This is a genomic window from Emticicia sp. GW821-FHT11C11 (genome assembly GCF_058808615.1).
In genome coordinates, this window is the sequence record NZ_JBXARV010000001.1 from 643,311 (window position 1) to 662,981 (window position 19,671).

At 39.8% G+C, this 19,671-nt stretch carries 17 protein-coding genes; 7 read left to right on the forward strand and 10 right to left on the reverse strand.

Annotation, left to right across the window (positions count from 1 at the left end):
- Nucleotides 1-68: 68 nt before the first annotated feature.
- On the forward strand, nt 69-698 hold the full coding sequence (locus AC1RRY_RS02585) for a ribonuclease H1 domain-containing protein (protein ID WP_492818259.1): 630 nt from the start codon (nt 69-71) through the stop codon (nt 696-698).
- Between the two features lie 139 nt (nt 699-837).
- Here AC1RRY_RS02585 and AC1RRY_RS02590 read toward each other — a convergent pair whose 3' ends face one another.
- Both AC1RRY_RS02590 and AC1RRY_RS02595 read right to left on the reverse strand, forming a co-directional pair.
- The gene (locus AC1RRY_RS02590) at nt 838-1,755 is read right to left on the reverse strand and encodes a PfkB family carbohydrate kinase (RefSeq protein WP_492818257.1); all 918 of its coding nucleotides are present in this window, start codon (nt 1,753-1,755) and stop codon (nt 838-840) included.
- Nucleotides 1,756-1,889: 134 nt separating this feature from the next.
- A complete protein-coding gene (locus AC1RRY_RS02595) occupies nt 1,890-3,071 on the reverse strand; it encodes a hypothetical protein (RefSeq protein WP_492818255.1) in 1,182 nt (393 codons plus the stop codon).
- A 207-nt stretch (nt 3,072-3,278) separates the two neighbouring features.
- Between AC1RRY_RS02595 and AC1RRY_RS02600 the strand changes: the two genes are divergently transcribed.
- Nucleotides 3,279-4,025, forward strand: coding sequence for an NIPSNAP family protein (locus AC1RRY_RS02600; RefSeq protein ID WP_492818253.1), 747 nt, complete (start codon nt 3,279-3,281; stop codon nt 4,023-4,025).
- Nucleotides 4,026-4,238: 213 nt separating this feature from the next.
- Nucleotides 4,239-4,817 carry a hypothetical protein gene (locus tag AC1RRY_RS02605; RefSeq protein WP_492818251.1) on the forward strand — a complete coding sequence of 193 codons (579 nt, stop codon included), beginning with the start codon at nt 4,239-4,241 and terminating at the stop codon, nt 4,815-4,817.
- A gap of 63 nt (nt 4,818-4,880) precedes the next feature.
- Here the strand turns inward: AC1RRY_RS02605 and AC1RRY_RS02610 are convergent, their stop codons facing one another.
- Both AC1RRY_RS02610 and AC1RRY_RS02615 read right to left on the reverse strand, forming a co-directional pair.
- The gene (locus tag AC1RRY_RS02610; RefSeq protein WP_492818248.1) at nt 4,881-6,503 is read right to left on the reverse strand and encodes an amidohydrolase; all 1,623 of its coding nucleotides are present in this window, start codon (nt 6,501-6,503) and stop codon (nt 4,881-4,883) included.
- Between the two features lie 18 nt (nt 6,504-6,521).
- Nucleotides 6,522-7,664 carry an amidohydrolase family protein gene (locus AC1RRY_RS02615; protein WP_492818246.1) on the reverse strand — a complete coding sequence of 381 codons (1,143 nt, stop codon included), beginning with the start codon at nt 7,662-7,664 and terminating at the stop codon, nt 6,522-6,524.
- A 224-nt stretch (nt 7,665-7,888) separates the two neighbouring features.
- On the opposite strand from AC1RRY_RS02615, the gene AC1RRY_RS02620 reads away from it, so the two are divergent.
- Nucleotides 7,889-8,527, forward strand: coding sequence for a SanA/YdcF family protein (locus AC1RRY_RS02620; RefSeq protein ID WP_492818244.1), 639 nt, complete (start codon nt 7,889-7,891; stop codon nt 8,525-8,527).
- 27 nt (nt 8,528-8,554) lie between these two features.
- On the opposite strand, the gene ispF is transcribed toward AC1RRY_RS02620, so the two are convergent.
- From ispF to AC1RRY_RS02635, 3 genes are all read right to left on the reverse strand, one after another.
- Nucleotides 8,555-9,037, reverse strand: a complete 483-nt coding sequence (gene ispF, locus AC1RRY_RS02625) for a 2-C-methyl-D-erythritol 2,4-cyclodiphosphate synthase (RefSeq protein WP_492818242.1) — start codon at nt 9,035-9,037, stop codon at nt 8,555-8,557.
- 216 nt (nt 9,038-9,253) lie between these two features.
- Complete coding sequence (locus AC1RRY_RS02630; protein WP_492818240.1) at nt 9,254-9,883, reverse strand: hypothetical protein; 630 nt, start codon at nt 9,881-9,883, stop codon at nt 9,254-9,256.
- 16 nt (nt 9,884-9,899) lie between these two features.
- Nucleotides 9,900-10,505, reverse strand: coding sequence for an RNA polymerase sigma factor (locus tag AC1RRY_RS02635; RefSeq protein WP_492818238.1), 606 nt, complete (start codon nt 10,503-10,505; stop codon nt 9,900-9,902).
- Between the two features lie 608 nt (nt 10,506-11,113).
- On the opposite strand from AC1RRY_RS02635, the gene AC1RRY_RS02640 reads away from it, so the two are divergent.
- From AC1RRY_RS02640 to AC1RRY_RS02650, 3 genes are all read left to right on the forward strand, one after another.
- Nucleotides 11,114-12,247: a hypothetical protein gene (locus tag AC1RRY_RS02640; RefSeq protein WP_492818236.1), complete on the forward strand. Its 1,134-nt coding sequence runs from the start codon at nt 11,114-11,116 to the stop codon at nt 12,245-12,247.
- Between the two features lie 43 nt (nt 12,248-12,290).
- Nucleotides 12,291-15,062, forward strand: a complete 2,772-nt coding sequence (locus AC1RRY_RS02645; RefSeq protein WP_492818234.1) for a CHAT domain-containing protein — start codon at nt 12,291-12,293, stop codon at nt 15,060-15,062.
- A 102-nt stretch (nt 15,063-15,164) separates the two neighbouring features.
- Nucleotides 15,165-16,400, forward strand: a complete 1,236-nt coding sequence (locus AC1RRY_RS02650; RefSeq protein WP_492818232.1) for a M16 family metallopeptidase — start codon at nt 15,165-15,167, stop codon at nt 16,398-16,400.
- A gap of 69 nt (nt 16,401-16,469) precedes the next feature.
- Here the strand turns inward: AC1RRY_RS02650 and AC1RRY_RS02655 are convergent, their stop codons facing one another.
- The 3 genes from AC1RRY_RS02655 to AC1RRY_RS02665 all read right to left on the reverse strand — a co-directional run bounded on the left by AC1RRY_RS02655 (nt 16,470) and on the right by AC1RRY_RS02665 (nt 19,568).
- Nucleotides 16,470-16,796 carry a HesB/IscA family protein gene (locus AC1RRY_RS02655; protein WP_492818230.1) on the reverse strand — a complete coding sequence of 109 codons (327 nt, stop codon included), beginning with the start codon at nt 16,794-16,796 and terminating at the stop codon, nt 16,470-16,472.
- 76 nt (nt 16,797-16,872) lie between these two features.
- Nucleotides 16,873-18,408 carry a glycosyltransferase family 39 protein gene (locus AC1RRY_RS02660; RefSeq protein WP_492818228.1) on the reverse strand — a complete coding sequence of 512 codons (1,536 nt, stop codon included), beginning with the start codon at nt 18,406-18,408 and terminating at the stop codon, nt 16,873-16,875.
- 89 nt (nt 18,409-18,497) lie between these two features.
- Nucleotides 18,498-19,568, reverse strand: coding sequence for a M42 family metallopeptidase (locus tag AC1RRY_RS02665; protein WP_492818226.1), 1,071 nt, complete (start codon nt 19,566-19,568; stop codon nt 18,498-18,500).
- Nucleotides 19,569-19,671: the final 103 nt, after the last annotated feature.

Consider the following 19,671-nt stretch of genomic DNA (forward strand, 5'->3'; position numbering starts at 1 on the left):
TCTTTTTTAGAAGAGGTTTTTTTTATGCCCTGATTTTAATTTTGTGTATAAAAAATGCAATTTGCAGCATGGAAAAGAAACAGAAATACTATACCGTGTGGGAGGGCCGGAAGAGCGGTGTTTATAGCTCTTGGGATGAGTGCAAGAAACAGGTAGAGGGTTTTCAGGGAGCAAAGTACAAATCGTTTGATAGTAGAGCAGAGGCCGAAAAAGCTTTAAAAGAAAACTATTGGAAATATACCCAGAATACCGGGCAAAAGCAGACCAAAATTCCTGCTTCTGCATTTCCGCCGCCAATTCTGGAATCAATTGTGGTAGATGCCGCCTGGAATTCGGTAAAGAAAGACATGGAGTATCAGGGATTTTATTTGAAAACCAAAGAGAGAATTTTCCATAAAGGGCCATTTCCGCAAGCCACCAATAACATTGGTGAGTTTCTGGCCATAGTCCATGCGCTGGCGTATCTGAAAAAAATGAATTCGCCATTGCCGATATATTCCGACTCACGAACGGCTATCAGTTGGGTAAGAAATAAAAAGGCGAATACCAAACTGGAAGAAGCCGGAGGTAACGAAGAGGTTTTTGATCTGCTGGACCGCGCCGAAAAATGGCTACAAGCTAATCAATACCCCAATAAAGTACTTAAATGGGAAACAGATTACTGGGGTGAAAATCCGGCAGATTTCGGTCGGAAATAATTGGTGCGCATTACAAGGGGAGTAGCTCTTATTCGGGTAATAATAATATAAATACTCTGTATGGGTATAAAAAAATCAGGCTACCCGGTATTTTATTCTGCGGATAGCCTGACTAGGGTTGTATTTTAATTTTATGCGCTTATTCTAATTCAAAACTCGCCAGTTTTTTAAATTCACCCACACGTGCTGTAATTTCTTCTTGTGTCAGATTCTGTATTCTTTCAGAACCAAATTGCTCAACACAAAATGATGCCATGGCCGAACCGTAAATAATGGCACGCTTCAGGTTTTCAAAACTCAAATCGTCTGTCTGGGCAAGATATGAAATAAACCCGCCTGCAAAAGTATCTCCTGCGCCGGTCGGGTCAAAAACTTCCTCTAAAGGCAGGGCAGGGCAGAAGAAAATGTTGTCATCCTGAAAAAGTAAAGCCCCATGCTCACCTTTTTTGATGATAAGCGTTTTTGGCCCCATTGCCATGATGGTCTTGGCCGCTCTACGAAGCGAGTAATCGCCTGACAACATACGCGCCTCTTCATCATTAATCGTCAGACAGTCTACTTGTTTCAATAAAGCTTTTAAATCAACATTCGCAATTTCTATCCATAGATTCATCGTATCAACCATCACAAATTTCGGACGGTTGTTCAGGCGTGTTAATACCCGCATCTGAATCTCAGGAGAGGTATTACCTAACATCAGGTACTTACAATCCTGATAAGCTTCCGGAATTTTCGGATCAAAATCACCCATTACATTCAGCTGGGTTTCAAGACTATCGCGTGAATTCATATCGTTGTGGTAACGACCCGACCAGAAGAAGGTTTTTCCGCCTTCTACAATTTCCAGCCCTTTGGTATTAACCCCGTGCGTTTCCAGCACTTCAATCATGCTTTGCGGGAAATCTTCACCAACCACTGCAACCAGGTTATTTTCTTTTACAAAATAAGAAGCAGTAAGCGTAATGAAAGTAGCAGCACCGCCAATGATTTTATCTGTTTTTCCGAAAGGTGTTTCAATTTTATCGAATGCCACCGAGCCAACTGTAAGTAAAGACATATATTGATGTGTCCCTTTATGTATTGGGTAAATTTTTGTTTTGGATGAAAAATATGAAGTTTAATATAATTTTGAAGCAAAAACGATGCAAAATTAACAAAAAACCTGATAAATGCCCTATACCAATTATTTGTTTAAATAATTGGGTGTCTTTTGAACTCTCGGGTGTGGTCAAACATATAACGATAGGTTATATAAGTCTTGAATTTTTTCGCCCCGAGCAATTGTGTCACTTTCAGCATTTTCGGATTAAAGTCAGCTATCCAGTTCAGTTCTAATGTAGTATACTGGTATCCGGGTCGCCAGCACGCTCTTGAAAAAGCCAGTGAAATGGCAGATTCTATTCCCCGGCCCTGATACTCAGGGATTACCCCGAAAATAACTCCCCGGGCTTTATGGTTTGTTTTCCTTAACTGGTGATAAGCCCATTTTAACTTACCGATAAAATTCAGCTTGCCATTAAGATGCTTGATGATTTGATTTAGTTCGGGTATCATAATGAAAAAAGCAATTGGTTGCTCGTCGTGATACCCGAACCACATCAGCTCTTCTACCAGAATAGGTTTCATCATTTGCATAATAGCCTCGGCACGTTCGGAGGTCATTTCTCCGGCGGCCATATTTTTTGCCCATGCCAGATTATAGATAGTTCTGAAATCCTGCGCAAATTTTGAAAGTTGCTTTTTGTCTACATGACGGAAATCGTATCCAGGGGTATTATAAACCCGGTTCGCTATTTCGAAAAGAGCCGGGCGAACCACCTTCCGGGCTTTTTTTTCTTCAAGCGGTAAAAGAAAAGTGTATTGCTGAAAGTAGTCCTGAAAACCGTAATCTTCAAAAAAAGCACGATAATAATGATGATGATAGAACATAGACCAGGTGGGTTCTGCATCGTAAGGATCAACCAGTAGTCCCCACCAGTTGTCGCGTTCGCCAAAATTAACAGGCCCATCCATGGCTTCCATCCCTCTGGCTTTTAGCCATTCTTTGCATTTGTCAAATAAAGCAAACGCTATTTTTTTATCATTGATACATTCAAAGAATCCTATACCGCCGGTCGGTTGGTCGTTGCTGTGCACGGTATTAGAATTAATAAATGCCGCTATTCGGGCAATTGTCTGTCCATTTGTATCAACAGCCAGCCACCGTATACAGTTATCGTTATTCAGAAGCGGATTTTTCGAGGGGTCAAAGACTCTGTTAATATCGTTGTCAAGTGGCCTGATCCAATAAGGATTGCCGGCATACAGCCGAACCGGAAATTCCAGAAACTCTTTCTTCAAACGATGGTTATTACCTACTTCTGCAATTGTCATTTTACGCATTTTTACTAAGCAAAGGTAATGCAATATTCACTTAAGGTTAAACAGAAACAAGCTATCGATTGCCTTTCAAAGTGGTTTTGTGTTTATTTTAGCATAAAGATATCTTGTGAATGTTGAATCAGGATAAAAATATGGCAATTATGAATCGATTATTGATGCAATAAAATACCTTTGTACTCATCTAATCAACCTCAATCTATGAAGACAATTATTAGCCTTTTCATTGCTACTTTTATTTCTATGGCTGCAATAGCCCATAAACAAGATACCCGCTATTACGAAATGCGGATTTATTATTGCGAGCCCGGCAAACTACCTGATTTACTGAACCGTTTCCGGAACCATACCACTAAGCTTTTTGAAAAGCACGGAATGACAAACGTTGGGTATTGGGTGCCCATTACAAATGATAAAAATGCGTTGTATTATGTATTATCATATCCAAGCAAAGAAGCAAGAGACGCTTCATGGAAGGCTTTCGGCGCTGATCCGGAGTGGAAAACCGTTAGAGAGGAATCTGAAAAGAACGGAAAAATTGTAGGCAAGGTGGAATCGATATTCATGAACCGGACGGACTTCTCACCTGAGGTAAAGGCGCAGAAGAAAAATCCGGAGAGAGTATTTGAACTAAGAATTTATACTGCCGACACCGGCAAACTTGAAGACCTGCTAGCGCGTTTCAGAAACTATACTTTAAAGCTTTTCAAAAAACATGGCATGCAGAATGTAGTGTACTGGACAAGTATTGAAAAAGAGGGTACACAACCCAGACTTGTGTATCTGCTGGCGCATAAGAGTGAGGCTGCAGGTAAGGCATCTTTTGATGCATTCAGAAATGATAAAAAATGGGTAAAAGCCCGTGATGAGTCAGAGAAAAATGGCAAGCTCGCCATCAAAGTGGAGTCAATATATATGACGCCAACGGACTTCTCTGAAATCAGATAAAGCTTAAAGAAATTCACGAAGTTTCTCAAATGATAAAGTGTGCAATTGTCAGCAATTGTACACTTTTTTTATGGACTTAATTGCTCCGGAAGCCTGATTGTGTTAAAATAATGAAAAACAGGGCTTTCTCAGTCAATTAAACACTAAACGTAATATTTATACGTTGAGTGTATTATATGCGCTGTTCATTGAACCATAAACACTAACAATTCAATGAAAAATATCTCTACTCAATCAATATTCCTGTTTTTGTTTAGCATTTCGTACCTTACCTGTTATTCTCAGAGTAAGACTTCGGCTTCAGATCTCCCTAAGGAAAATGGTTCGGGAAATTCAAAAAATCCGTTTAGGAAATTTATCGGTGAATGGACTTTAAAAGATGATAATTGGTCTCAGAACTGGGGAGGAAAAGATGAGCATATAAAGATTCCCAATCATCATACCGTTTGTCAGGCAATTAATACTGATAATAGCCTTCTTGCCGTGATTGATGGTGCGCCTCCTCACGGACATATTTTCTGGTCTTATAATCCCGTAAAGAAGGAGGTAGATCATTTATCAAGTTTCGGAGCCACCAGAGCAGGGGTAGGAAAGGGAACTGTAAATGAAAATGGAGATGTTTACTTAAAAATATCATTTGCTGACGAACCGGAAGGTACTTACAGGCAATACTCTTATAAATGGATTTCAGAAAATGAATATGAATTGAAATCTATTCAATATGATGCAAAAGATAAACCAACAGGGTATTTTTATGGAGGAACATTTGTGAGAATCACACATAAAAAATAAGATGCCCATAAACAGCTGTTATGGGCATCTTGCAGTAAATCGTTAAATTCTGGAATCCGGAAACTATTTTTTCCCCTGGTCTTCTCTCACCGTCGGGTACTTAATGCCCAACTGCTCCAGGTAAGTTTTGTATTTAGTGGGGTCATAATAATACTTGCTCAATTCCGGGCGGTATTTTTCCATTATCTCTTTGTTCAGATGAATAGCGGGTTTATCGTCTTTTGAAATCAGAGGCGTATATTTTATCTCCTTCGTTTGCTCTTTGTTATAATATTCCCACGCTTTCTGGATAATTTCCGGTTTGAAAAGCATATCCAACACCGTTAGTGCCTCTACCTTGGCGCCTGCTGTGCATCCTTTGTGTGCAATGGGTGTAGCCATTGTAATGGCGTTAGCCCAGTGGTGCCCCGGCATGCCGGGCATATTAGAAGGATAACGAAGAACTACTGTGGGTAAAGACCATGCGATATCGGCGATGTCGTCAGACCCCCCCTGACGTATAATGCTAGGTGTATAGACAGGCTCGGCAACGGTATCCAGTTTTACTGCCAGTCCATCAGTTTTGGGTGACTTCAGTTCTTTTTGCGATGCTTTGGCCAAAAGTTGGTCTTCTTCCGACCATTGGGGTAGCCCGACACGTTTGATGTTATAATACATGGTTTCGGCAATAGGTTTATTAAAATGCCCGGGCCATGCACTGCCAAGAATCTCGTAGGTAAATTTAGTATCGGTCATGATAGCTGCGCCCTGTGCCATTTTCAATCCGTTGTCAAACAGATTTTTGATTCTGGGGTAGGTACGCTCACGGAAATAATACCACACAGTTGCTTTTGATGGAACTACATTCGGTTGGTCACCGCCGTCTGAAATAACATAATGTGAACGCTGGGTTGTTTCCAAATGTTCACGCTTGTAATTCCAACCAATATTCATCAGTTCTACGGCATCCAATGCACTCCGGCCTCTCCACGGAGCACCGGCTGCGTGGGCTGCTTCTCCTTCAAAGTGAAATTTAACCGAAACCAAGCCTACATTGCCTACGTCTCCCCACGCTACAGACAGATTGTCGCCCACGTGCGTGAAAATACAGGCATCCACGTCTTTAAAATATCCTTCTCTTACATAAATTGCTTTTGCTCCGACCTGCTCTTCTGCAATACCCGGCCATAGAACCAATGTGCCCGAAATCTTCTCGCGTTCCATTACCTCTTTCAATGCGAGCATGGCGGTTATGTTAAGCGCCTGTCCTGAATTGTGTCCTTCGCCGTGTCCGGGGGCACCTTCTACAATGGGGTCTTTATAAGCAACGCCGGGTTTCTGAGAGGCCTTCGGGATACAGTCAACATCTGAACCAATTGCGATCACAGGTTTCCCAGAGCCCCATTTGGCTATCCATGCTGTAGGCATACCGGCTACACCTCTTTCAACTGTAAATCCGTTTTTTTCCAGAAGATTAGTAAGATATTTAGAAGTTTCAACTTCCTGAAAGCCGAGTTCGGCAAAACTGAATATCTGGTCGTTTACTTCTTGTGTGAATTTCTGACGTTCATCAATCTTTCTGATTACTTCCTGTTTCAATAGCTCCAGTTTATCAGGAGCTGTTTCAGGTGCTTTCTTTTTCTTCTGAGAGAAGGCCTGTCCAGTGCTCATTAATAATACAAGAGCAAGGATGAAGTGTTTTTTCATATTGAGTTTAGCTTAAGTTTATCGTGGAAATTGGCTTTTATCAAGACCCGGAACAATTTTGAGGGCGTTTTTATAGTAAACTTTTTTCAGCACTTCGTCTGGCAATCCTAAACCATACATTTTCCAATAGGCGTGATATTTTTTATGATAGGGAAAGTATTCATCTTCTGACTCCAGCACACGGAAGTAAGTCTGGTATTCATCCGGCACCCACGAGTCTTTTCCAAAAAGGATTCTATCCTGACGTTTGATAAAGAAATTTCTGGCATTACGCGGCTGGCGGCCCAATTCGGCAATCACTGCTCCGATTTCTGCATACATATTAGGGAATGCATCCATCAGACTATCCAACTTAGCCAGATTGTTCGGATACCAACCCATATGCGCATTGATAAAGATGGTTTTAGGGTTTTTTCTGAAAACATTGTGTTGTTGTTCAATGAGTTCTTCCCAGGTAAACTCCTTTCCGCCAGAGGCATCACGTTTACGGCCGGGATGCGTTTTCAGCTCAAGCCAGCGTTCGTTTTGCGCGTTAATAGGATCCCAGAACGAAGAAGGGTCAGCCGTATGAATTAACACCGGAATACCGAGTTCTCCGGCTTTTTTCCAGATAGGGTCAATGCGAGGATCGTCAACAGCTACTATCTTGTCTTTGTCTTTTACATTGAGTCCTAAACTTTTGTAGATTTTCAAGCCTTTGGCTCCTCGTAGTTTTACGTCATCTTCCAACGTTTTTACTGCTTTGGCTGTCCAGCCAGGTTCATTGATTTTAGAAAAATCTATATTAGTAAAGACGGTAAAGCGACTCGGGTAATTAGTTTTTACGGCTTCAATCTGTTTTACCAGACCTGCTGTGCTTTTGGCTTCATCCTGGTTAAATCCGCGCCCACTCAGATTGACCATAATGCCCATATTCATTTTATCCATTTCAGTAATGAGTTTCTTCAGATCGTCTTTACTGCCCATTTCCCATTGGTGATTATGAATATCTATGAAAGGGAATTTAGCCCGGGTGATTACCTTACCGGGTACAACCAGTGTCGATTTGGGTTCGTACTCTTCAAATGTAACGGCTCCGGCGTTATCTCCGATTTTAATCTGTTGCGCAAATAAGGGGCTTGTGGCCAGTAGAGCGGTGGCAGCCAATGCAAATGTTCTCATTAATAGTTCCAGGTGGTTTTATGAATGTGTAACGCAATATAATGAAAAAGATAAAATTCTGGCAGAAGAATACGCGTTTCAAGACAAGAATACTTAAATTGGCGATAAAATTCAATAAATGTGCTTGTAGCATTGCGCTATTTAACCATCACCGTGCTGCCATTAATGAATTGATTGTCAATGGTTTAATTCCTTAGAGAGTATTGATTGTTTATAGGTACTATATGAAAAAGAAGAAGCTTGTTACCCGGTCTTTGCTTGTATTGATATTTATAGCGGCAATAGCTATATACGTAGCTGATTCTACGATTAAATCGTATGCAAAAGGGCGGCTTTACACCAACACAAAAGATATTCCGTATAGCAGAGTGGGTTTGTTGCTGGGCACTGGCAAATATACCAAAAAGCCGGGAGAGGTTAATCCTTATTATGCGCACAGAATTAAGGCGGCTACCAGCTTAATGGAAGCCGGTAAAATAAAATACCTCGTTATAAGTGGTGATAATAGCAGACCGGACTATAACGAACCCGAAATGATGCGCGAAGATTTAATAAAGGCAGGCATTGATTCTACACGCATTTATCTTGATTATGCCGGATTCAGAACCTTTGATTCGATTGTACGGCTCAAAAAAATTTTCGGGCAGGATTCCGTCACAGTTATTTCGCAATTATTTCATAATGAACGCGCCATCTATATTGCATCAAAAGAAGGCGTTGTGGCCAATGGTTTTAATGCGCAAGATGCCGTTGCAGAGGGATTTATGGTTAGAGAAAAACTGGCCAGAGTAAAAGTATTTGTAGATTATCTGGTAGCCACCAAACCGAAGTTTCTGGGAGAAAAGATAAATTTGCCTGATTAGATTTTTGTATAACGATTTTTCAAACCGTTATACATTTTTGTAAATCAAGGCTATAGCATGAGCTTCCAGCCCTTCTTTTCTGCCTACAAAACCCATTTCTTCAGAGGTGGTAGCTTTAATAGAAATGCAGTCTGCAGGTAAACCTGTTACATCAGCAATAGCTTTTATCATATCCGGAATATACTTGCCTATTTTAGGTTCCTGCAAACAAACGGTTGAATCAATGTTACCAATGCTATATCCTTCCTTTTTTAACATTTCTGTTACTATCTGAAGCAATATTTTACTATCAATACCTTTCCATTGGGGATCTGTATTTTTGAAGTGTTTGCCTATGTCGCCCATGGCAGCGGCACCTAAAAGCGCGTCGCAAATAGCATGTAAAAGCACATCGGCATCCGAGTGCCCTATTGAACCAACACTATGTGGGATTTTAACACCGCCAAGCCATAATTCGTATCCTTCACCTAACTGGTGCACGTCATAACCTTGCCCGATTCTGATATTCATATACAATTGTTTTGTGGTCAGAATTTTGAAACTGGGGTAAAGCTACTACTTTTATTGAAATTGGGGAAATAGAAGACGTTCAGAATCCGTGTGCAGGAGGCCGTAGCAAAAAAAATAAACAGTTTGTCGTTTGGTTAAATATGCTTATACGTATAGCAACGGTTTACTATTACTCTACGAGTATTTATAAAATCAGAAATTGGTATAAAGAAACAATCAGAATAGTTTTCCCCAGAAAATCTGCCAATGAATTTTGGTAATTACCCATTTAGAAAAAGGTTGGCCGGCAACTTCCCATTTCACTTCATCGAACACTTTTTCAGCCTTTTCGGCTTCTCCTGCTTGCAGATACGCCAATACAAGCATCCATTTAGATTCGTTCTGATAATTTTTACTTACGTTCTCATCAGATTTTAAACGCTCCAATATTCTGATGGCCTCAGTTGGATTTGTACCTGTTTGTACAAGGTTGGAAGCTTTCTCGTAATCATCAGCTCTCATTTGCGTTTCAGCCTTTACGATCGTTTCTTCTCCACGATAATCAAACTTTTTCGATGAAAAAGTAATAGATGTTGAAAGCAGGAAGAATATAATACCGGCAGCAGCGCTGAATGAACCTAAAACATATGCTAAACCTTTTTTGGGCTTGTTAACTACAGACCTGGCAAAGGCAACATTGTTTCTTACTCTGGCCCGCATGGCGGCTTCTCTTACGCGTTTGACGGTTTCAATTTGTTGATATAAAATCAGGTCGCTTTTTATCTGGTTCTCAAACGCTTGTTTTTCTTTCTCCGCCATTGAACCAGTTACATAATCTTCAATCTGATTTTGCAGAATATCATCCATAGTGTTAAAAAGAAATTTATTGATGATTAGAGGATATCATTTCCATTATTTTTTTAAGACATTTACTTTTGGCATTTCTGACTGTCTGATCATTTTCAAAAGTGCCGTTGGCAATCAGTCTTTGAGAAATCTCTTGCATTGACAAACCTTCTACTAAGCGCATTTCAAGTATTTGCCGACAATTTTTACCTAATTTGTTAACAAGACTTATATAATACTCCCAATTCTCACGTTCAATCAACATATCATTTACGTCGTCTTCCAGCTTATCCCATTCAGCCACATATCTATTGTGACGCTCCTCACGAGAAGCCTCCTGCGATATATACCTGAACCATAAATTTTTACAAATACTTTTGAGGTAAGTTTCTAATGTGGCATCTCTGAGTGTAAATGAGCCTTTTTTTACGTTCACAACAAAAGCCTCAATGGCTTCCCAAATAATGTCCTCCGGTTGCTTAGCATAATCCCTTCCAGTGCTTCGATGGATAATGAATCTTTCCAGCGAAACATGAAATTTTTTATACAATGCTACTAACGCCTCATGTTCTTTGCGTCCACCTGCCAGAATCCCCTCTATAATTGCTTCATCGGACGGGTGTTTAGATAAACCAAGGATCATATTTCAGTTATTAATATCAATAACCCCCTGCAATGTAACTTTTGCATGAGATTTTTTTTTAAGGCATATAGGTTAAGTAATAAATCATTCAATGTCCAATGTTTGGTGCGTTGTTTACAGTGAACTGAATTTGAACTAAATTTAGAGCTAAAATTATGTAAAACAATACACTCTACACAAGAACAAAAAAAAATTAAAAAATAAAATTTTTTAAGTTACAAAAGCGGTGTCAGTTGATATTAATAGGAAAAGTTTGTTGCGTACTAAATCTACACACTGCTTTTTATTTTTACCCGGCGTCATTTTTTTTGAAATAAAACCGATTGATGAGGTTACAAAATAGTGCCCCGCTGATATTAATACACACAATTTAACTTTTATAGCCATAAAACATCGCCCTCACCCAAAATTTTACTAGGGTTAGGGTTAATTAGTTCAAGATTCCCCTTATTTCGTTCAGAAATAGGGGGAGATTGACTTTCTTCAAAGTTATAAGTAAAAAAAATGTCAACAAAGTTTTCCTTACAACAAAAATTAAAGATATTTGTTGAAATACCTGCAATGATTGGCTATACTTTAGTTTATTCAATTTAATCAATGAAGTTGTAATGAAAAATATTCTACCTACTTTATTTTTGCTGTTTACTCTTAACATCAGCGGTTTTTCTCAGGCAACCATTATTACTGCAGGCCCTAAAGCCAATGTTCAATTACCCGTATTGACAAATAAGGATATATTATTGATGGAGACGCCGCAATCAGGAATGATGGTATTTGACCTGACTTACGGTGTGGTAAGAGTCTATGACGGTTCGAACTGGAGATGTGTGGGTTGTGGAGAGGAAGGCTACATAAGCGCACAATTGGCAACTATTGAATCATTTACACTTGCGAGCTCAAAATCGAGCCTGAGTACTTTATTTTCTGCTAGCAATTTAGGTGTTTTTAAGATTACAGATAATGGCATAGGAACCATAAAACCCGGCGGAAAACAGCCCAATGGTTTTATACTTGACAACCAGGATGTGGTTGTTTTTGAGTCACCTCTTCCTTTAAAAATTCAGCTTCTGCCTCCCAATGAATTATTGAATATTATTAACCGCACGCAGTGGGATAAGCCAAGCACTTATAACCAGCCCGTGGATATTATAACAGAAGCTGACGACGCCGCACTTACCTATAATGTGAGAGAGGCAGGCAGCTTTGAGCGCAAGGAAGGGACTATCCTGGGATTGAAAGCATATAAATTTCAGAATAAGGTTTTTATAGAGAAATATAGTGGGTTTACTGATTTTTTTGACGACTTAATTACAGCAAAGACTTCGGTTAATTTGTACACTGCAATGGGTTTGAATCCAAAGTTGTACAATGTTGTCAGTTCTTCGCCATGGTTTGCTGTCAATGATGGGATATTGACTTTCCCTCAGGGAAAGAGACCAGAGAGCAACTATGGAGTTATCTATTTTATAGCTAAGTCAAAAGATCTTCCCAACTATCGTATCAGAATTTTCACGCATCGTCCGACTAAAGCCAGTCTGGAAAAATATTTTGATACCAAAGGAAAAGTTCGTAATCGTACAAGTTATTTGAACGACTATTATTTAAAAGCCTTGAATGCTAATATTCCCTCTACACTGGACTTCTCAGTCCCAGCGGCTAGTTCAAAATTAAAAGTAGCAGATCCGGACCGCCCGAAAGTACCACCACCAACAGCAGGTACAGAAGATGGGGTTACTAATTAATGTGGGTAATAGGTTCATCGGGACAATAAGCTAATGAGTTAATATGAGAAAGTATATTCTTATATCGGTTTTTGCTGTCTGTGTGTTGAATGTATGGGCAAAGTTGAAAGACAATGCTAAAGAGATTCAGCAGCTTAGAAATGCAGTATTCAAGAACCTGAATACCGGGTTGATTACACCCCAAAAAGCTTATCAGGAATATAAGACTCTACAGAAAAAGCTACTTGCCGAAAAAGATTACGACAATTATATTGATTTATACCTGTTTGCTGCGGTTGATATCTACGTTACAAAAGATGATTATGAAGGGGCGTCGAAAGTGATTCTCGAAGGGCTCGGAGACCTGAAATATTTTAATGATAAGAAAAAGGACATTCTTTTTTTTGAATTGAATGCCGAGCTGTCGGAGTATTACAGGCGAATGCCCGCCAGCCAGAATAAGGCGGAGAAATATTTCAAAAGAGGGTACGATTTTTTTCTGCAACATAAGAGTCTTCAAAAAGATATACCTGCCTTTGTTATTACTTTTCTGAGTAATTACGGGCGCCTGATAGATGATTTGGGCGATACGGAACAAAGTTTCTATTATTTTCAACAAGCCAGGCAAATTGCCAAACAAGAAGAAATTACACTTAACCAGTATGCGGTTCTGAGTAATATGGCTAAGTATTTCCGCGAGAAGAAACAATATGGAAGTGCATTGAATCTGCTGAAAGAAGCTCTGCCGCTGGCAGAAAGCGATGACAAAACCTCTACTGTTTATTCATCAATAGGACGTTGTTATAATCAGATGAACCAGCCTGCTGATGCCCTGAAAGCATTTGCAGAAGCCGAGAGATTTTACCGGAAGTCTAAAGAGCCACAACCCCGTCTATGGGCAAATATTCAGCTTAACCGTGGCGAATCTTATTTTAAATTAAATGACCTCAATAAAGCCGAAGGAATCTACAAAAGTATATTAAAAGACTTTCAACGCAGTTTCAATCATCTTCGGGGAGTGCAAGTGGCGCGTATTGAAAATGGTCTCAGTGAAATCCATCAGAAAAAAGGCAATATTAAAGAAGCATTGATACATAGTAATAATGCGATTCTGGCGGCTGATACTTCTTATACACTGAAGACACGTTCCGGATTTGATGCCGTTAATGCACCACAAGAATTTTTCGTAGCACTCGACCAGAAGGCAGACCTGCTCGCGGTTTCTCAACCTGCCTTATCTGCCGATACTTATATTGAAGCCATTAAGTTTGCGGCGCATATTCGGAAAACCTTTGATATGCCGGAGTCCAAATTGTTTTATACTGAAAAGGTATATCCTATATATGAAAAAGCATTAGACCGCATATACGAGCAATGGCAGTCTGGCAAGTCCGCAGAATGGGCTGAGAAATTCTTTTATACACTGGAAGCCAGTAAATCTGCGGCCTTGTGGGACGCCATAAAAGGTCAAAAAATCAGACCCAAGGAAATAGGTGAAGACCTCTTGACTCAGGAAGCTACCTTGCGCCAGAAGATCGTGAAACTACAAATCAGATTGCTGGAATCGGGAAATGAAAAAACACTTTCGGATTTATCTGATACTAAAATTCAGTTGAATCATTTAACAAAGAAGATCGAGCAGACGTCGAAGAACTATTATAAGCTCAAGTATGACGATTACCTCATTTCGCTTAATGAAACGCAACAAAAAATTGATCAGAACACAGCATTTATCAGTTATTTTCTGGGTGAGTCGTCCTTATACTATCTGGTAGCCGATACGCATTCATATTCTATTATTAAGAAAGAGAATTCAGCGCAGATAAGCAATCAGGTATTTGAGTTGTATAGTAAGGTAAATTCTCCTCCAAATATTGATGCCTACAGAGGGCACGTGGTATCGAAAAAAACCTACGATATTCTGTTGGCTCCTGTCGAAGAGATGTTGAAAAAATCGAAGAAACTGATTATTGCGCGCCATGATATTTTGGGTTTTTTGCCTTTTGAAATTTTAGAGAAAAAGGGGAAGTCTGATTATCTGTTATTTGATTACACGATTTCATATGCTAATTCGGCTTCTTTGCAGTTTGATACTACAGTAACGAAGTCGCGGGCAGATATAATTGCTTACGCCCCGTTTAGTAACGGAGATCAGAAAGGTGATTTCAGAGATAAGGGCTTTAAAACGCTGTCAGCGTCTGCTGATGAAATCGGAGAGATTAGTGGTGAAATTTATAAAAACAGGAAAGCGACCAAACTCAATTTTCAGGAAACGTACAGAAATAAAGGCATTATACATTTTGCCACGCATGCACAGGTAGATGACACCGAGCCTTTAAAATCGTTTATTGCGTTGTATCCGGAAGGGAAAGATTTTAAACTTTACACAGCCGAATTGTATAACCTGTCGCTTGAAAACACACAATTGGTAGTATTAAGTGCCTGTGAAACAGGTAAAGGAAAGATCAGGAAAGGAGAGGGGATTATCAGCCTGGCAAGAGCATTTCAGTTTGCTGGTTGCCCATCAGTTATTACCACGCTTTGGAATGCCCACGACGAAAGCATTGCGAAGCTATCAAAGAAATTTTACTATTATCTTAAAAAAGGATATCCTACAGACGAGGCTATCCGTTTATCTAAAATAGATTTAATCAAGGCTGAGTCTGATCATCCTTTTTATTGGTCTAATTTTATATTAATCGGCAAATCGTCTGTGATTCAGATTGAATCAAATCAAATCTTTTACCTGTGGCTGGGGGTATTTTGTACCATAGCCATTTGCGTTTATTTGTTCAGAACCAGAATCGCTGCCTTTTTCTCAAATCTCTCCAGATAAATTCCCGGCTTGTCTTTTAGAACTGTTTTCAGAAACCTTACATTTGCGATTGTTGTTATATCAGAACATCGCTATAGATAGAACCAGACAAATCGCACCCGAATGATTAGATACGAGCATTTTACTTTAAAGAATGGTTTGGAAGTGTATGTACACGAAGACCATACGACTCCTATGGCTGCTGTAAATATTTTATACAACGTAGGGTCGAGAGATGAGGATGAGAACAAAACAGGATTTGCCCATCTTTTTGAGCATCTCATGTTCGGAGGCTCGAAGAACATACCTGCTTATGACGAACCTTTGCAGAAAGTGGGTGGAGAGAATAATGCGTTTACATCGCCCGACATAACCAATTATTATATAACGCTGCCTGCTAAGAATATTGAAACGGCCTTCTGGTTGGAATCAGACCGGATGCTGAGTTTATCGTTTGATGAAAAAGTGCTGGAGGTGCAACGGAAAGTGGTAATTGAAGAGTTTAAACAACGATATCTGAACCAGCCTTATGGTGATGTATGGTTGAAACTACGCCCGGTAGTATATGAAAATCACCCGTATAAATGGGCAACCATAGGTAAGGAAATAAGCCATATAGAAGAGGCTACGATGGAAGATGTGAAGGCTTTCTTCTTTAAGTACTATCTACCGAATAATGCTATTCTGGTAGTGGCCGGGGATGTAACAGTAGCGCAGGTAAAATATTTATGCGAGAAATGGTTCGAGCCGATTCCGCCCGGAGAAAAATACCATAGGAATCTTCCGCAGGAAGTAATACAGACAGAGCCTAAATTTATAGAAGCATCAGCTAAAGTACCTTTGAATGCTATTTATAAGGCGTATCACATGCCAGGGCGTTTTGACCCCGATTTCTACAATGCAGATTTATTGAGCGATATACTCGGCAGGGGGAAATCGTCAAGACTATACACTGAATTAGTGAAAGAAAAACAATTGTTCAATAACGTTTCGGCATATATAACGGCTTCGCTGGACCCTGGTTTAATGGTTATTCAGGGGAATCTGAATGAAGGCGTAACCATGGAAACAGCTAATGCTGCCCTTGAAGAGATTGTAAAGGAACTGATAGATAAAAAAATTGATGCAGATGAATTGCAAAAAGTGAAGAATCAGAGCGAATCTACACTGGCTTTTGCTGAGGTAGAGTTACTGAACAGAGCCATGAACCTGGCTTTTGCAGCTAATGCAGGTAATGCAGAATGGTGTAATCAGGATGCAGACAAGATAGCGGCTGTAACACCGGAATCACTGCAAACAATGGCCAGACATATTCTGAGAAAAGAAAACAGCTCTACCTTGTATTATAGAGCTAACTGATTTATAAGAGCTATAAACAATTGAGCCGTGCCTGACATACAGACACGGCTCAATCTTTTTCAAACCAGTTTAGACTGCAAAGCTTTCTCCGCAACCGCAAGTGCGCGACGCGTTCGGATTTTTGAATTGGAAACCTTTGCCGTTCAGTCCGTCAGAATAATCCAGTTCAGTACCAATCAGATATAAGAGGCTTTTTTTATCTACAAATACTTTAATACCGTTGTTTTCAAAAATATGGTCGTTTGAGCGAATCTCAAAATCAAATTTCAAATCATACATCAAGCCTGAACAACCACCACCTTCTACAGCCACTCTCACACCGTGATTATCAGTTAAGCCGTCTTTTTCTCTTAACTCAATGATTTTGTTTTTTGCTATTTCTGTTACAGTTACCATGCCCTTTAAAAGGTTTATTATTTGAATGCTGATTTAAAAACGACTTTAGCTATCGAAAAGTTTCGTAATTATTGAATTATTGGAACGGACTTTCTATTTCTGTTACCCGATGATTCCAGAATTCACTAAAACTTGTTCTGGGACTGCGACATAAATATACCTGTGTGCCATATTCGCGTGCCAATGGGTTACTGATTTTGCCCACCAATTTTATATCTGCAAACAGTTTGCTGACATCTTCACCCAGTTCATCATTTATATAAATAAAGGTGTCGGTAGTAACAGGGATTTTTCTGGGAAACCAGAAATAATAATTATCTGAAAAACTTACCGGTTCCGGCAATCCGTATTTCTTACCGAGGATATTAACCGCCGAAGCCTGCCCGTAATTTTCACAATAGATAAGTATTCTACTTTTGTCGACGGTCTCGTCATAAGCTTTGGAGGTAATTGAGGCTAATTCTTCCCAACCCAGCATATCAGCATAATCCTGAGGTAAAGAATGGATTTTCCCATCTTCATGCCTTAATAAGCCATCCATCCCGTATTTGCTGGTAAAGTTTTTAAAGTAGACAGCCAGATTTTCGGGGGTATCAGTCGGGATTCCCATAGGTACCAGAAAAATAGAGAGGCCGATTAATACAGTTGTTAAAGCCGCTCTTAAATACCATTTTTTAAGAAAGTTTTCCCACCAGAAGGCTCCAGCAGCCATACTGACCGGAAATACCCCGATAGTATAATAACCTTTACCCTTGGCTACAAGCAGAACTCCTATGACAAACAAAATGGCAATACCCAGTAAACGATACTTCTTTAATTTATCGAAGAACAACAAAGCGGCTAACCCTGCACAGGTAATTAGGAAAAAGATACCGGGCATAAGCAGTTGGTCTTTTAGAAAATTAGCCCGGCTGAGATAAACAAGTTGATGCTTGTTCAAAGCGCCCAGATGTTTAATGCCCGAAAGCCCGTGGCTCAGCTGCCAGATAATATTAGGAGAAGCAATAATGATACATAATGCAATGGCATATAGAAAACTTCTTTTACTTAAAGCTTTTCTTTCAGAACTCAGCAAAAAGGCCAGAAACAAGCTGATGAGTAATAATACTACGAGATGTTTGTTCAGTATAGCCAGCCCTGCCGTAATGCCAATCAGAATCAGGTATTTATCTTGATTTGTATTCAAGAAGCGAATGGTAAAGTAAAACAGGAGTGTCCAGAAGAACATATCAAAACAAACCGGCTGATAGAGATAAAACGGCCTGATAAAGAGAGGCGCCAGAAAGGTACCTAAAACAGTTAGTAATTGTGCAAACCATGAACCTCCCAGTTCTTTTGTTATTTGTGCTGTCAGCCAAAGCATGATGCCTCCGAGAATGGCCGGAAGAATCTTGATGGCCAGTGCAGAAAAACCAAAAGTTTTCGTCAAAAGAAATGCTAACCAGCCTACCATAGGAGGTACTGAGGCATAACCGCTTGCCGGATGAGTACCCAACGAGAAGTACAAGAGCTCGTCCCGATGGGGTTCCAGGCTATTATAAAACCATAAATGAAAACAAATTTTGAGTAGGGCAAGGGCCGGTATCAGCCATTTCAGGTAGTTTGATTGCATAACAGGCGGTTTATCTGTAGCAAGGTAAGATTTTTATACAAAAAAAGCCACCCTTTCATGAGGAGTGGCTTTCTTACGATTTAATCTTTTTATTTAATATATCTGAAATCCTGGCCTGCTTCCAGTTTCAGAAGAATTTCGTAATATAAGTCAATACAGGCTTGTACATCATCTTTATGGCACATTTCTACAGTAGTGTGCATGTATTTTTGTGGCAGTGAGATAAGCGCCGAAGCTACACCTTCTGATGAATAAGCAAATGCATCGGTATCCGTACCCGTTGAACGGCTGGCTGCAGCTCTCTGGAAAGATATTGACTTTTCGGTTGCTACATCAATAATGAAGTTTAACAGGTTGTTTTGCACGGCGGGGCCGTAAGTCAGAACAGGACCCCTGCCACAGGCTAAGTCACCATCCATTTTTTTATTATACATCGGCGACTGCGTATCATGAATTACATCGCAACAAATAGCAACATCCGGTTTCAGTCTTCTCGAAATCATTTCAGCACCACGAAGCCCGATTTCTTCCTGAACCGAATTGACTATATATAAGGTATAAGGCAACTGTATGTTGTTTTCTTTCAGCTTGCGTGCTACTTCTGCTACTATATATCCGCCAATGCGATTGTCTAATGCACGACCAACGTAGAATTTATTGTTGAGTTCCATCAGGGTGTCTTCAAAGGTAATGACACAACCTACATGGATACCCATTTCTTCTACTTCTGCTTTTTTGGCTGCGCCCACATCAATAAAAATATTTTTCAATGAGGGTCTTTCTTCCGTGGCAGAGTCACGTACATGGATAGCCGGCCAGCCGAAGATACCTTTTACAATACCTTTGCGGGTATGAATGTTTACTCTTTTTGAAGGGGCGATCTGGTGGTCAGAACCGCCGTTACGACGTACATAGATGTAGCCGTCTTCAGTTATATAGTTGACAAACCAGGAGATTTCATCCGAATGTCCTTCAATTACGACCTTATAAGGCTGACCCGGATTAATAACCCCTACAGCGGTGCCGTAAACATCAATGAGTTGTGTATCAATATATGGCTTCATGTAATCAAGCCAGATTTGTTGTCCTGATGCTTCAAAACCGGTAGGAGAAGCATTATTTAAATACTTATAAAGAAATTCGATATTGGGTTCTGCCATAATTTCTGACTCTTTGTGTAAAATTTTCACAAAGGTAGAGAATATTGCGAATTTTCGGTTAGGATAAAATTCATTTTGCAGTGTTATAAATGCTGTTTTAGGT

Bases quoted from the DNA above. Each gene is read 5' to 3' on its own strand.
- AC1RRY_RS02635 (WP_492818238.1), bottom strand. From the start codon at position 10,505: ATGATCCTTGGTTTATCTAAACACCCGTCCGATGAAGCAATTATAGAG.
- AC1RRY_RS02630 (WP_492818240.1), bottom strand. From the start codon at position 9,883: ATGGATGATATTCTGCAAAATCAGATTGAAGATTATGTAACTGGTTCA.
- AC1RRY_RS02615 (WP_492818246.1), bottom strand. From the start codon at position 7,664: ATGAGAACATTTGCATTGGCTGCCACCGCTCTACTGGCCACAAGCCCC.
- AC1RRY_RS02600 (WP_492818253.1), top strand. From the start codon at position 3,279: ATGAAGACAATTATTAGCCTTTTCATTGCTACTTTTATTTCTATGGCT.
- AC1RRY_RS02655 (WP_492818230.1), bottom strand. From the start codon at position 16,796: ATGGTAACTGTAACAGAAATAGCAAAAAACAAAATCATTGAGTTAAGA.
- AC1RRY_RS02590 (WP_492818257.1), bottom strand. From the start codon at position 1,755: ATGTCTTTACTTACAGTTGGCTCGGTGGCATTCGATAAAATTGAAACA.
- AC1RRY_RS02610 (WP_492818248.1), bottom strand. From the start codon at position 6,503: ATGAAAAAACACTTCATCCTTGCTCTTGTATTATTAATGAGCACTGGA.
- AC1RRY_RS02595 (WP_492818255.1), bottom strand. From the start codon at position 3,071: ATGACAATTGCAGAAGTAGGTAATAACCATCGTTTGAAGAAAGAGTTT.
- AC1RRY_RS02605 (WP_492818251.1), top strand. From the start codon at position 4,239: ATGAAAAATATCTCTACTCAATCAATATTCCTGTTTTTGTTTAGCATT.
- AC1RRY_RS02660 (WP_492818228.1), bottom strand. From the start codon at position 18,408: ATGCAATCAAACTACCTGAAATGGCTGATACCGGCCCTTGCCCTACTC.
- AC1RRY_RS02645 (WP_492818234.1), top strand. From the start codon at position 12,291: ATGAGAAAGTATATTCTTATATCGGTTTTTGCTGTCTGTGTGTTGAAT.
- AC1RRY_RS02640 (WP_492818236.1), top strand. From the start codon at position 11,114: ATGAAAAATATTCTACCTACTTTATTTTTGCTGTTTACTCTTAACATC.
- AC1RRY_RS02620 (WP_492818244.1), top strand. From the start codon at position 7,889: ATGAAAAAGAAGAAGCTTGTTACCCGGTCTTTGCTTGTATTGATATTT.
- AC1RRY_RS02665 (WP_492818226.1), bottom strand. From the start codon at position 19,568: ATGGCAGAACCCAATATCGAATTTCTTTATAAGTATTTAAATAATGCT.
- AC1RRY_RS02585 (WP_492818259.1), top strand. From the start codon at position 69: ATGGAAAAGAAACAGAAATACTATACCGTGTGGGAGGGCCGGAAGAGC.
- AC1RRY_RS02650 (WP_492818232.1), top strand. From the start codon at position 15,165: ATGATTAGATACGAGCATTTTACTTTAAAGAATGGTTTGGAAGTGTAT.
- ispF (WP_492818242.1), bottom strand. From the start codon at position 9,037: ATGAATATCAGAATCGGGCAAGGTTATGACGTGCACCAGTTAGGTGAA.